The sequence below is a fragment of the Pseudomonas sp. GXZC genome (genome assembly GCF_026967615.1).
Classification (GTDB): Bacteria; Pseudomonadota; Gammaproteobacteria; order Pseudomonadales; family Pseudomonadaceae; genus Aquipseudomonas; species Aquipseudomonas azotoformans_A.
On the sequence record NZ_CP114115.1, the window covers coordinates 2,939,352 to 2,954,448 of the forward strand.

1 protein-coding gene is annotated in these 15,097 nt (G+C 63.3%); it reads left to right on the forward strand.

Annotation, left to right across the window (positions count from 1 at the left end; all coding sequences use genetic code 11):
- The first annotated feature begins 8 nt into the window (after positions 1-8).
- Complete coding sequence (locus OZ428_RS13965; protein WP_442964825.1) at positions 9-14,975, forward strand: non-ribosomal peptide synthase/polyketide synthase; 14,967 nt, start codon at positions 9-11, stop codon at positions 14,973-14,975.
- Positions 14,976-15,097 lie beyond the last annotated feature (122 nt).

The window sequence follows — 15,097 nt, forward strand, 5'->3', positions numbered from 1 at the left end:
GGCGTGGCGTGCAAGCATTAATCGAGTCGGTAGGGTCACTTTCGGCGCAACAAAAGAAAGCGTTGGCGGTAATGCTCAAGCAGCAAGGCATCAACCTGTTTGAGATTGCCCCGGTTTTCAAGCGCCAGGAAGGCGAACCCCTTCGACTCTCCTATGCCCAGGAACGCCAGTGGTTCCTGTGGCAACTGGAGCCGCAAAGCACCGCCTATCATGTGCCCAGGGCGCTGCGCCTGACCGGCCACTTGGATGTAGCCGCGCTGCAGCGCAGTTTTGACACGCTGGTGATGCGCCATGAAAGCCTGCGCACGCATTTGCAGGAAGAGGGCGACAGCGCCTTGCAGGTGATTGCCGAGCAGGCGCGGGTGGACATCGCGCTGGTCGATGCTCAGGAGTCACAGCTCAAGGCTCTAGTGGAGGCTGAAATCGCCCAGCCGTTTGATTTGCAGCAAGGCCCGCTGTTACGGGTCAAGCTGTTGCGCCTGGCACCCCAGGAGCATGTGCTGGTGCTGGTACAGCATCACATCGTTTCCGATGGCTGGTCGATGCAGGTCATGGTCGACGAGTTGGTCCAGCTCTACGCCGCCCATGCCCAGGGGCAGGACCTGCAATTGCCGGCCTTGCCGATCCAGTACGCCGACTACGCGCTGTGGCAACGCAGCTGGATGGAGGCGGGTGAGCGCGAGCGCCAGCTGGGTTACTGGACCGGCATGCTCGGTGGCGAGCAACCGGTACTGGAAATGCCGATGGACCGACCACGCCCTGCGGTGCAGAGCTACCGCGGTGCGCGGCTCGACCTGACACTTGAAACGTCGCTGGTGGCGGGCCTCAAAAGCCTGGCGCAACGCGAAGGCGTGACGGTGTTCATGTTGCTGCTGGCGTCGTTCCAGGCCGTGCTGCATCGCTACAGTGGCCAGGGCGACATCCGCATCGGTGTGCCGGTGGCCAACCGTAACCGGGTAGAAACCGAGCGTTTGATCGGCTTTTTCGTCAATACGCAGATCCTCAAGGCCGATATTGACGGGCAGATGACGTTCCGCGAGCTGCTGCAACAAACCCGCCAGCGCGCGGTCGAGGCCCAGGCGCATCAAGACTTGCCGTTCGAACAATTGGTGGAAGCACTGCAGCCGGAGCGCAGCCTGAGCTACAACCCGTTGTTCCAAGTGATGTTCAACCACCAGACCGACACCCAGCGTGCTGGCGGCAGCGTCACCGGCCTGCAGGTGCAGGGGCTGGAGTGGGACAGCAAGACGTCGCAGTTCGACCTCAACCTCGACACCCAGGAGTCGGCTGACGGCATCCACGCATCCCTGACCTACGCCACCGACCTGTTTGACGCACCGGGTCTGGAGCGTTTCCTCGCGCACTGGCACCGTCTGTTGCGCCAGGTAGTGCAGGATTGCAACGGCCGCGTCGGCGAGTTGCCGTTGCTGGACGATGCGCAATGGCAGCAACTGGTGCACACCTGGAACGACACGCACCAGGCATTCGCGCAGGATGTGGGGGTGCATCGGCTGTTCGAAGCCCAGGCACAGATGCGTCCGGACGCAACGGCGCTGCTCTGCAATGGCCAGGCGCTGAGTTACGCCGAACTGAACCAGCGTGCCAACCGCCTGGCCCATCGCCTGCGTGCGGCGGGTGTGGGCCCGGACGTGCTGGTGGCCGTTGCCCTGGATCGTTCGGTGGACATGGTGTTGGCGTTGCTGGCGACCCTCAAGGCCGGCGGCGCCTATGTGCCGCTGGACCCGCAGTTCCCGGCCGACCGGCTGGCGTTCATGCTCGAAGACAGTCGCGCACAGGTCCTGTTGACCGCCGGCGACCTGCACAAGCGCCTGCCCCTGGCAGCCGACCAACAGGTGCTGTTCATCAGCGAGCAGGAGGATGCGCGCTACGGCAGTGACAACCCGCAGGTCGAGCTGAGCGGCGAACACCTGGCCTATGTGATCTATACCTCCGGTTCCACCGGCAAGCCCAAGGGGGTGATGGTGCGCCATGGCGCCCTGGGCAGCTTCACCCTGGGCATGGCGCAGACCCTGGACATCGACGCCAGCGTGCGCCTGCTGTCGCTGACCACGTTCTCCTTCGATATTTTTGCCCTTGAGCTGTACGTTCCGCTTTCGGTAGGTGCCACCGTGGTACTGGCGGACAAGTCAGTGTCCCAGGACCCAGAGGCGATCCTGAGCCTGGTGCATGCCCAGGCAATCAACGTGGTGCAGGCCACGCCGTCGACCTGGCGCATGCTGCTGGACAGTGACCGCCGTGCCTTGCTGCACGGGGTCAAAAGCCTGTGCGGTGGCGAAGCGTTGCCGGCCGACCTGGCCCAGCGCATGCTCGCCCAGGGCGGCGCGGTGTGGAACCTGTATGGCCCGACGGAAACCACCATTTGGTCGGCGGCCCACCCGCTGGTTGAACCGATGCCTTTTGTCGGTCGGCCGATTGCCAACACCTCGTTGTTTGTCCTCAATAGCGAACTCACCCCAAGCCCGGTCGGCGCCAGTGGCGAACTGCTGATTGGCGGCGTCGGCCTGGCACGGGGTTACCACGGCCGGGCAGCGATGACCGCCGAGCGCTTCGTGCCCAACCCGTTTGCGCGCAATGGCGAGCGGCTGTATCGCACCGGCGACCTGGCGCGCTATCGCGTGGATGGCGTGGTCGAGTACATCGGCCGTGTCGACCATCAGGTCAAGGTGCGTGGGTTCCGAATCGAGCTGGGTGAGATCGAGGCGTGCCTGCGCGAGCAGCGTGGCGTGCGCGAAGCCGTGGTGGTGGCCGAGAATGATCAGCTGCTGGCGTATCTGGTGACGCACACCGCGATCTCGGATGCCGACCAGGGCGCCTTGCGCGAAACACTCAAGGCCGCGTTGCGCGACGTACTGCCGGACTACATGGTGCCGGCGCACATGCTGTTCCTGGCGCGCCTGCCGCTGACGCCGAACGGCAAGCTCGACCGCAAGGCACTGCCGAAGCCGGACGCCAGCCTGTTGCAGAAACGCTATGTGGCACCGGTTGGCGAGAAAGCCCAGCAAGTGGCCGCGATCTGGGCCGAAGTGCTGGGTGTGCCGCAGGTTGGCCTTGAAGACCATTTCTTTGAATTGGGCGGTCACTCGTTACTGGCGACCCGCGTGGTGTCACGGGTACGTCAGGCATTGGCGATCGAGGTGGCCCTCAAAAGCCTGTTTGAACAGCCGGTGCTGGGTGCGTTTGTGCAGGCACTGGGTGAAAAGGGTGCCGACGTTGCGCGCATCACCCTGGCCGATCGCGAACAGCCGTTGCTGCTTTCCTATGCCCAGGAGCGCCAGTGGTTCCTCTGGCAACTGGAGCCGGACAGCGCGGCCTATCACATTCCTGCCGCGTTGCGCCTAGAGGGCACGCTGGATCGCGTAGCCCTGCAACGGGCCTTCGATACCCTGGTGCAGCGCCACGAAACCCTGCGGACTGTGTTTTTCGCTGACACGCACCAGACTGTCCAGCGCGTGATCGCGCAAGCCGCGCCCCTCATCGACTATCAAGTACTGGGCTCGACTGAGCCGGCCCGCTTGCAGGCGTTGGTCGAAGACGCAATCGCCCAGCCATTCGATCTGCAGGCCGGCCCGTTGCTGCGCATCAAGCTGCTGCAACTGGGCGAGCGCGAGCATGTGCTGGTGCTGGTACAGCACCATATCGTTTCGGATGCCTGGTCGATGCAAGTGATGGTCGATGAGCTGGTGAGCCTGTATGCCGGCTACAGCCAGGGCCTCGAGCCGACCTTGCCGGATCTACCGATTCAATACGCCGACTATGCCCAATGGCAGCGTAGCTGGATGGAGGCGGGTGAAAAGGACCGCCAACTGGCGTACTGGCGTGCCCGCTTGGGCGATGTGCAACCTGTGTTGGAGCTGCCGCTGGACCGTCCGCGCCCGGCCATGCAGAGCTATCAGGGCGCACGCCTGGACCTGGTGCTGCAACCGTCGGTGGTCGAGGGCTTGCGTGCCTTGGCGCAGCGCGAGGGCGCCACGCTGTTCATGGTGCTGCTCGCGTCGTTCCAGTCGCTGCTCTATCGCTACACCGGGCAGTCGGATATCCGCGTCGGCGTGCCCATCGCCAACCGCAACCGCCTGGAAACCGAACAACTGATCGGCTTTTTCGTCAATACCCAGGTGCTCAAGGCCGACATTGACGGGCACATGACCTTTGCCCAACTGTTGCAGCAGGTCAAGGAACAGGCACTGGGCGCACAAGCGCATCAGGACTTGCCCTTCGAGCAATTGGTCGAGGCCTTGCAGCCCGAGCGCAGCCTGAGCCACAACCCGTTGTTCCAGGTGATGTTCAACCATCAGTCGGCTGCCCAAGCCAATCCTGACGGCCAGCAATTGCCTGGCCTGCGTGTGGAGGGGCTGGCATGGGACAGCCATACGGCGCACTTCGACCTGAGCCTGGACACCGAAGAGTCAGACGAAGGCCTGCTGGCTTCGCTGACTTACGCGACCGCACTGTTCGACGCCAGTACCTTGCAGCGCTTTGCCGCGCACTGGCAGAACCTGCTGAAGAGTGTGGTCAGCGATGCTCGTCATTGTGTTGCTGACCTGCCGATCCTGGGCAGTGATGAGCAGGCGCAAATGCTGTACCAGTGGAACCCGCCGCAACCGACGCGTGCCGCCCACAGCAGCGTGCTGCATAAATTCGAGCAACAGGTGGTGAACCAGCCGCAAGCAATTGCACTGATCATGGATCAGCGGCGCATGACCTATGCCGATCTGAACCTGCGCGCCAACCGCCTGGCACACAAACTGATCGAGCAGGGCGTTACTGCCGACAGCCTGGTCGGCGTAGCGGTGGACCGTTCGCTGGAAATGATCGTTGCGCTGTTGGCGGTCCTCAAGGCCGGCGGCGCCTATGTCCCGCTGGACCCGCAATATCCGGCGGACCGCCTGCAATGCATGATCGAGGACAGCGGCTTGCAGTTGCTGCTGACCCAGCAGCCGCTGCTGGAGCGCCTGCCGATCAGCGCCGGGCTGGCGCTGATTTGTCTGGAAGCCGACGCCGATTGGCTGGCTGAATACCCGGGCAGCAACCCACCCGCACGTGCGTTCCCCACGAACCTGGCGTACCTGATGTTCACCTCCGGTTCGACCGGGCGGCCCAAGGGCGTCGGCATCGACCAGGCCTCGCTGGCGCGGCATGTTGAAGTGTTTATCGAGCTGTTCGAACTGACCGCCGCCGACCGCGTGCTGCAGTTCGGTACGTTCAACTTCGACGGGTTTGTCGAGCAACTCTACCCGGCGCTGTGCTGTGGTGCGGCCGTGGTGGTGCGCGGCGGTGAACTGTGGGACAGCGACACCTTCTATGCGCAACTGATCGAACATGAGATTTCGGTGGTCGACCTGACCACCGCCTACTGGCACCTGATCGCCCGTGACTTTGCCGAGCGCGGCGTACGCGACTATGGCCGCCTGCGCCAGGTGCACGCGGGCGGCGAAGCGATGCCGCCGGAAGGCCTGGCGTCCTGGCGTGATGCCGGGCTGGGCCATGTGCGGCTGCTTAACACCTACGGACCCACCGAGGCGACCGTCACGGTTACCGCCCTGGATTGCGCGGGGTATGTGGAGGGGCGCGAAGCCGTCACGCAGATGATGCCGATCGGTCGTGTGTTGGACGGCCGCGCCATTTACCTGCTGGATGCCAGCCTGAATCCGGTGCCTGTGGGCGTGGCCGGCGAGCTGGTGATTGGCGGGCCACTGCTGGCGCGCGGTTACTTCAACCGGGCCGGGCTGACCGCCGAACGTTTTATTCCCGATCCCTTTGACCCTATCGGCGGCGGGCGGCTCTACCGTACCGGCGACCTGGCCCGCTACCGTGCCGACGGCGTGATCGAATACTTCGGGCGTATCGACCATCAAGTCAAAGTGCGTGGTTTCCGTATCGAGCTGGGTGAAATCGAATCCCGCTTGCTGGCGCAAGACAGTGTGCGCGAAGCCTTGGTGATTGCGGCCGACCAGCAGTTGATCGCCTACCTGGTCACCCCTCTGCCGGCGTCCGAGCACGCAGAGTTGCGCGAGCAGATTCGTTCTGTCCTGCGCGATGAGTTGCCGGACTACATGGTACCGGCGCATTTCATGTTCCTGGAGCGCTTGCCGTTGAGCCCCAACGGCAAGCTGGACCGCCACGCCTTGCCGCGTCCTGACGCAAGCCAGGTCACCCACCACTGGGTGGCGCCCGTCAGCGCGCTGGAGCAGCAGGTGGCAGCGATCTGGGCCGAGATTCTCGGCGCCGAGCGCATTGGCCTGACGGACCATTTCTTCGAACGCGGTGGCCATTCGTTGTTGGCCATGCAAGTGGCCTCGCGCCTGCGGCATAACCTGGGGATCGAGTTGCCGTTGCGCGTGCTGTTCGAGCAGCCGCGCCTGGAGGGCTTTGTGGCCGCGCTGCACACCGAGGGCAAGCGCGGTGGTTCGGCCGCGCCTGCGTTGGTGCCGGCGAATCGCGATCTGCCGTTGGTGTTGTCCTACGCCCAGGAGCGTCAGTGGTTCCTCTGGCTGCTGGACCCCGAAAGCACCGCGTACCACGTGCCCAGCGCCTTGCGCCTCAAGGGGCAATTGGACCTGGATGCCCTGCAACGCAGCTTCGATACCCTGGTGGCGCGCCATGAAAGCCTGCGCACGCATTTGCATCAGGGTGATGAGCAAACGGTGCAGGTGATCCTGCCAGAAGCGCGCATCGAGATTGCGTCGGTGCGCAGCGATGAAGCGCAGGTCAAGGCGCAGGTCGAGGCCGAGATCGCCCGGCCGTTCAACCTGCAAGAGGGCCCGTTGCTACGCGCCACGCTGCTGTGCCTGAGTGAAGACGAACACGTGCTGGTACTGGTGCAACACCATATCGTCTCTGACGGTTGGTCGATGCAGATCATGGTCGATGAGCTGGTGCAGTTGTACAGCGCCTACAGCCAGGGCCAGGCCGTGCAACTGCCGGCCCTGCCGATCCAATACGCCGATTATGCCCGTTGGCAGCGCGAGTGGATGGACGCCGGAGAAAAAGCACGGCAACTCGCCTACTGGCAAACGTTGCTCGGCGGTGAGCAACCGGTGCTCGAGCTGCCGTTTGACCACCAGCGCCCGGCTGAGCAAAGCCATCGCGGTGCGCGCCTGTTTGTCGAGCTGCCGTCCGCCTTGGTCGCAGACCTCAAGGGCCTGGCACAGCGTGAAGGCGTGACGATGTTCATGCTGTTGCTGGCCTCGTTCCAGGCGCTGATGCACCGCTACAGCGGCCAGGAAGATGTGCGCGTGGGCGTGCCGATTGCCAACCGCAACCGTGTCGAGACCGAGCGGTTGCTGGGCTTTTTCGTCAACACCCAGGTGCTCAAGGCCGATATCGACGAGCAGACCTCGGTGTTGCAACTGTTGCAGCAGGCCCGCCAACGCGCGTTGGAAGCCCAGGACCATCAGGACCTGCCATTCGAGCAACTGGTGGAAGCGCTGCAACCCGAGCGCAGCTTGAGCCTCAACCCGCTGTTCCAAGTGATGTTCAACCATCAGACCGAAGCGCGGCTGGGCGGCACGGCCCATCAACTGTCCACGCTGCGGGTGGAAGGGTTGGAGTGGGAAAGCCAGACCGCCCACTTCGACCTGGACCTGGATGTGCATGAGGGCGCCGAGAACATCTGGGCCACCCTGGGTTACGCCACCGACCTGTTCAATGCGTCGACCATCGAGCGCATGGCCCGGCACTGGCTGAACCTGCTGCAGGGCATGGTTGCCGATCCGCAGCAGAGCATCGGCCAGTTGAACCTGCTCGATCCGTCCGAGCGCCAGCAGATCTTGCAACTGTGGGACCGCAGCGGTTCGGGCTTCTCTGCTGAGCGGTTGGTGCATGAACTGTTCGCTGATCGTGCCCGGGAAAACCCGCAGGCCGTGGCGGTGAAGTTCGATGCACAGACACTCACCTACGGCGAGCTGGACCGCCAGGCCAACCGCCTGGCCCATGCGCTGATCGCCCGTGGTGTCGGCCCGGAAGTGCGCGTGGCCATCGCCATGCCGCGCAGTGCCGAAATCATGGTGGCGTTCCTGGCGGTGATAAAAGCCGGTGGCGTGTATGTGCCGTTGGACGTGGAATACCCGCGTGACCGTCTGCTGTACATGATGCAGGACAGCCGTGCGAAGTTGCTGTTGACTCACACGGCGGTGCAGCAGCACCTGCCGGTGGCCGACGGCCTGGACAGCCTGGCGATTGACCGCACTGAAGAATGGGCTGGCTACAGCGATACTGCCCCCAATGTGAAGCTGGACGGCGATAACCTGGCTTACGTGATCTATACCTCGGGTTCCACCGGCATGCCTAAGGGCGTGGCGGTGTCCCACGGCCCGTTGGTGGCGCATATCATCGCCACTGGCGAGCGTTATGAAACCAGCCCGTCTGACTGCGAACTGCACTTCATGTCGTTCGCCTTCGACGGCTCCCACGAAGGCTGGATGCACCCGTTGATCAACGGCGCCAGCGTGTTGATCCGTGACGACAGCCTGTGGCTGCCGGAGTACACCTACGAACAGATGCACCGTCACAACGTGACCATGGCCGTGTTCCCGCCGGTTTACCTGCAACAGTTGGCCGAGCATGCCGAGCGTGACGGCAACCCACCGAAGGTGCGTGTGTACTGCTTTGGCGGTGACGCGGTCGCCCAGGCCAGCTACGACCTGGCATGGCGCGCGCTCAAACCGACCTACCTGTTCAACGGCTACGGCCCGACCGAAACCGTGGTCACGCCGTTGCTGTGGAAAGCCCGCCGGGGCGATCCGTGCGGCGCGGTTTATGCCCCAATCGGCACCCTGTTGGGCAACCGCAGCGGCTACGTACTCGACTCGCAACTCAATCTGCAACCTGTCGGCGTGGCCGGCGAGTTGTACCTGGGCGGCGAGGGCGTTGCCCGTGGTTACCTGGAGCGTCCGGCACTGACTGCCGAGCGTTTTGTACCGGACCCATTCGGCAAGCCGGGCAGCCGTGTGTATCGCAGCGGCGACCTGACCCGTGGCCGTCCGGACGGGGTGGTGGATTACCTTGGGCGTGTCGACCATCAGGTGAAAATCCGTGGTTTCCGCATCGAACTGGGCGAGATTGAAGCGCGCCTGCGCGAACAGGACAACGTCGGCGAAACCGTGGTGGTCGCCCAGGAAGGTCCGACCGGCAAACAACTGGTGGCCTACGTGGTGCCGGCCAATGCTGGCCCTGCCAACGAAACCGAGTTCCGCGAAACCCTGCGCCGCGCCTTGAAAACCCGTCTGCCCGACTACATGGTGCCGACGTACTTCATGTTCCTGGCGCAAATGCCGCTGACGCCCAATGGCAAGCTCGACCGCAAAGGCTTGCCGCAACCGGACGCAAGCCTGTTGCAACAAGCCTACGTGGCGCCGCAAAGCGAGCTGGAACAACAGCTCGCCGCCATCTGGGCCGACGTGCTGCGCTTGCCGCAGGTGGGCTTGAACGACAACTTCTTCGAGCTGGGCGGCGATTCGATCATCTCGATCCAGGTGGTCAGCCGTGCGCGGCAAGCGGGCATCCGGTTCACGCCCAAGGACCTGTTCCAGCACCAGACCGTACAAAGCCTGGCCGGCGTCGCGCGCCAGGGTGTCGAAGGCTTGACCATCAACCAAGCCGCCTTGAGCGGCGAGACGTTGCTGTTGCCGATCCAGCAAGCCTTCTTCGCCGATGAGATTGCCGAACGTCACCACTGGAACCAGTCGGTGGTGCTGCAGCCCCACGAACACCTCGATGCCGCGACATTGACCCAGGCCTTGCAAGCGTTGCTGGTGCACCACGATGCGTTGCGCTCGCGGTTTGTCGAAGGCGCGCAGGGCTGGCAGGGCCTGTACCGTACGGCCGAGCACCATCAGGCCGATACCGTGTTGTGGCAAAGCGCGCTGCACGACATTGAAGAGCTTGCGGCCTTGGGCGAGGAGGCGCAACGCAGCCTTGATCTCGACCAGGGCCCGCTGATGCGCGCCGTGCTGGTTCAATTGGACGATGGTTCGCAGCGCTTGCTGCTGGTCATCCATCACTTGGTAGTAGACGGCGTGTCGTGGCGGATTCTCCTGGAGGATCTGCAAACGGCCTACCGCCAACTCGCCGCAGGCACCCCAGTGGCATTGCCTGCCAAGACCAGTTCCACCCGCGATTGGGCGCAACGTCTCCAGCAATACGCCCAAGGCGAGGCACTGACCCAGGAACTGGCGTGGTGGCAAGCACAATTGAACGGCGCCGAGGCCGACCTGCCAAGCGCCAAGCCAGGAGCGAGCCTGAGCAACCGCCATGCCGGCAGCGCAACCACGCACCTGGACGCTAGCCATACCCGTCGCCTGCTGCAGGACGCCCCGGCAGCCTATCGCACTCAAATCAACGACCTGTTACTGACGGCGCTGGCGCGGGTGATCGGGCGCTGGACCGGCCACGATTCGACCCTGATCCGCTTGGAAGGGCATGGCCGCGAAGACCTGTTCGAGGACATCGACCTGACACGTACGGTCGGTTGGTTCACCAGCCTCTACCCGGTAAAACTCACCCCGGCTTCGACCCTGGCGGATTCATTGAAGGGCATCAAGGAGCAGCTGCGCGCGATTCCCGACAAGGGCATCGGTTTTGGTGCCCTGCGTTACCTGGGCCAGCTCGATGTGCGTGACGCATTGGCACGCCTGCCGCAACCGCGCATCACCTTCAACTACCTGGGCCAGTTCGATACCAGTTTTGATGGCAATGAACAGCAGGGCTTGTTTGCGCCTTCTGGTGATGCTGCCGGCAGCGACCAGAGCCCGGATGCATCGCTGGGCAACTGGCTGGAAATCAACGGCCAGGTGTATGGCGGTGAGCTGAACCTGAACTGGAGCTTCAGCCAGCAGATGTTCGATTCGTCGAGCATCCAGCAGTTGGCCGATGATTACGCGCAAGAACTCAAGGCGCTGATCGAGCATTGCTGCCAGCCTGAACATACCGGCGCCACCCCGTCAGACTTCCCACTGGCCCGCTTGAGCCAGGTTCAGTTGGATGGCCTGGCGTTGCCGTTGAGCCAGGTCGACGATATTTACCCGCTGTCGCCGATGCAGCAGGGCATGCTGTTCCAATCCTTGTTCGGCCAGGGCTCGGGCGACTACATCAACCAGATGCGCGTTGACGTGCAAGGGCTGGATGTGGCGCGCTTCCAGGCGGCCTGGCAGGTCGCCCTGGAGCACCACGACATCCTGCGCACCGGGTTCCTCTGGCAGACCGAACTGGAGCAGCCGTTGCAGGTGGTTTACAAGACGGCCCAGGTGCCTTTGGTCGAGCACGATTGGCAGCAGCGTGAAGACCTCGGTGAAGCGCTCGATGCTTTGGCGCAAACCCTTCGTGCAGATGGCTTCGTGCTTGAGCAGGCGCCTTTGCTGAGCCTGGTCGTGGTGCGTACCAGCATCGACAGCCATCACCTGATTTACACCAACCACCACATTCTGATGGATGGCTGGAGTGCTTCGCAGCTGTTTGGCGAGGTGCTGCAACAATACGCCGGCGAATCGCTACGCGCGCCGAACGGACGCTATCGTGATTACATCGGCTGGTTGCAGGCACAGGATCCGCTCACCAGCGAGACCTTCTGGAAAGCCCAGCTCGCGGGTTTGCAGACGCCAACGCGACTGTCCCGTGGGCTCACCCGCGAACAGGACGTGTCCGAGGTCAATGGCATTCACCGGCTGACCCTGGAGCAGACGGCCACCGACCAGCTCAAAGCGTTTGCCCAGCGCCACAAGGTGACGCTCAATACCCTGGTGCAAAGCGCCTGGCTGTTGCTGTTGCAGCGTCATACCGGCCTGGACACCGTCGCCTTTGGTGCCACGGTGGCGGGACGCCCGGCCGAATTGCCGGGTATCGAACAGCAGGTGGGGTTGTTCATCAACACGCTGCCAGTGGTGGCCACGCCGAGCCCACAGCTGAGCGTGGATGATTGGTTGCAGCAGGTGCAGGCACAAAACCTGCGCCTGCGTGAACAGGAGCACACGCCGCTGTTCGAGATCCAGCGCTGGGCAGGGCTGGGCGGCGAGGCGTTGTTCGACAGCATCCTGGTATTCGAGAACTACCCGGTGTCCGAGGCTTTAGAGCAGGGATCCCCGGCGGGCCTGCGTTTCGGCACGATGGACAGCCTGGAACAGACCCACTATCCGCTGACCGTGCTGCTGGCCATGGGTGATCGCCTGGCGATGGAGTTCAACTACGATCACGCTGCGTTCGACACGCAGGACGTCGTTAACCTGTCGGCGCATTTCCAGCAGTTGCTGCTGGCGTTGATGCTGCCGCAGGTGGAGCGCCTGGCGGACCTGCCGTCGTTGCCCGCGGCTCAGCGCCAGTTGATCGTCGAGGACTGGAACGCAACGGCGCGGGATTATCCGTTGCAGCGTGGCGTGCACCAGATGATCGAAGACCAGGTGGCCCTGGCGCCAGACGCACCGGCCCTGGTGTTCGGTGCGCAGCGCCTGAGCTATGCCGAGCTGAACCGTCGCGCCAACCGCCTGGCTCATCGATTGATCGCCGCCGGCGTAGGGCCGGACGTGCTGGTGGGCCTGGCCGTAGAGCGATCCATCGAAATGGTGGTGGGCCTGCTGGCAGTGCTCAAGGCCGGTGGTGCCTATGTACCGCTGGACCCGGAATACCCGCGTGAACGCTTGGCCTATATGCTCGATGACAGCGGCGTGAAGCTGTTGTTGACCCAGGCGCATCTGCTGGAGCAGTTGCCGATCCCGGAGGGTATGAGCAGCCTGGTGCTGGGCGAAACAGGGTTCGAAGGCTATAGCGACGCCAACCCGGGCATCATCCTGGACGGCGAGAACCTTGCCTATGTGATCTACACCTCCGGTTCCACCGGCCAGCCCAAAGGCGCCGGCAATCGACATTCGGCCCTGGCTAACAGGCTCCACTGGATGCAAGAAGCCTACAGCCTGGACGCCGGCGACAGCGTACTGCAAAAGACCCCGTTCAGCTTCGACGTATCGGTGTGGGAGTTCTTCTGGCCGCTGATGACCGGCTCGCGCCTGGTGGTTGCAGCGCCTGGGGATCACCGTGATCCGGCCAAGTTGATCGACCTGATCAATCAAGAGCAGATCACCACGCTGCATTTTGTGCCATCGATGCTGCAGGCGTTCCTGCAGGACTCGAAGGTGTCGACCTGCGCCAGCCTGCAGCGCATTGTCTGCAGTGGTGAAGCGTTGCCGGTGGACGCTCAGCAACAAGTGTTCGCCAAGTTGCCGCACGCCAGTCTTTACAACCTGTACGGGCCGACTGAAGCCGCTATCGACGTGACCCACTGGACTTGCGTAGAGGAGGGCTGCGATGCGGTGCCTATCGGTAAGCCGATTGCCAACCTGGGCTGCTACATCCTCGACAGCAACTTCGAGCCGGTACCGGTGGGTGTACTGGGCGAGTTGTACCTGGGTGGCATCGGCCTGGCCCGTGGTTACCATCGCCGCCCGGCACTCACAGCCGAACGCTTTATTGCGCATCCATTCGTAAGCGGCGAACGCTTGTACCGCACCGGCGACCTGGCGCGTTACCGCGACGACGGCGTGATCGAGTACGCCGGGCGTATCGACCATCAGGTCAAGTTGCGCGGCCTGCGCATCGAGTTGGGCGAAATCGAAGCACGCCTGCTGGAACACGAGTGGGTGCGTGAGGCTGCCGTGCTGGCGGTGGACGGCAAGTCCCTGGTGGGCTACCTGGTGCTGCAAAACGCGGGTGACGATTGGCGCGATGTGCTGGGCGCCCACCTGGCTCAACAGCTGCCGGACTACATGGTTCCGGCGCAGTGGATGCTCTTGGAGCAGATGCCGCTGAGCCCTAACGGCAAGCTTGACCGCAAGGCCTTGCCAACGTCTGATGCAGCCCAGCACGCCCAGGCTTACCTGGCACCGCAAAGCCCGTTGGAGAAACAGCTGGCAGCGATCTGGAGGGATGTGTTGGGTGTCGAACAAGTCGGCCTGCGCGATAATTTCTTCGAACTGGGTGGGCACTCTTTGTTGATATTGATGCTTAAGGAACGCATCAAAAACGCCTGCGGCACCAACTTGTCGGTGACCCAGTTGATGCTCAACCCTACGGTGCAAGGGCAAGTCGATTGCCTGCTGGGCAGCGCACGCCGTTCGCTGATTGTGCCGCTCAACAGCGTGGAATCGGGGACGCCGTTGTTCCTGTTCCATCCCAGCTATGGCTCGGTGCATTGCTACAAGGCCGTCGCCCTGGCGCTCAAGGAGCAGCGTCCAGTGCTGGGCGTTGTCTGTCGGGCGCTGACAGAAGAGGGTGGGACGGTGCCTGCCTGGGCCACTATGGTCGAGGACTACACCGAGCAATTGTTGGTCGCTCATCCGCAAGGTGCGTTCCGCCTGGCCGGTTGGTCGCTTGGGGGCAACTTGGCACTGGACGTGGCCTATCGCCTGGAGCAGGCGGGGAGGGAGGTAGAGTGCGTCGGCCTGGTCGACACGCCGCCGCCGCATGACGTGACTGCATTCTGGAAGGAAGACGATAACGCCGATGATCGACACTTGTCCGACGGTGAGCAGCGGGCTGAGTTGCTCGGCGTGATGTTCCCGGCCCAGGCCCTGCAGATCCAAACAGCCTGGCAGGAGGCCCAAGCGTGCGAGCAAGATCAAGTGCGGCAATGGGCACGACTGGATGCCTGGGCTGAGCACACCTTGGGTGAGGCCTACCTGACGCTAAAGCGCGAACTGCTGGAAGGTTCCGAGGCGCAGGTGTCCTGGGACGTCAAGCGCGAACTGGATCAGCGGCTGCAAGAGGCCCGATACTCGGCGATCACTGCACCGGTACTGTGCTGGTGGGCGGCGCAGAGCAAGGGTGGGCAACACCGTGAGCTGATCGAGTCGAGCCTGCGGGCAGTGCTGGGGCAAATGGCAATCGAGCGATCGGTCGTGATCGACACTACCCATGAGCGGATCGTGGACAATGCCGAATTTGTCAGTAGTTTCGTGGATGTGATGGGCAGATAAACGGAGGACGAAAAGCCCCCGGTCGCGTCAGTGGCCGGGGGCTTTTTTATGGGTGATGCCTGCGGGTATGCATAATCATTTGTACGCGATGGGCACGCGCCCATAAAAAAGCCCCTGACCAC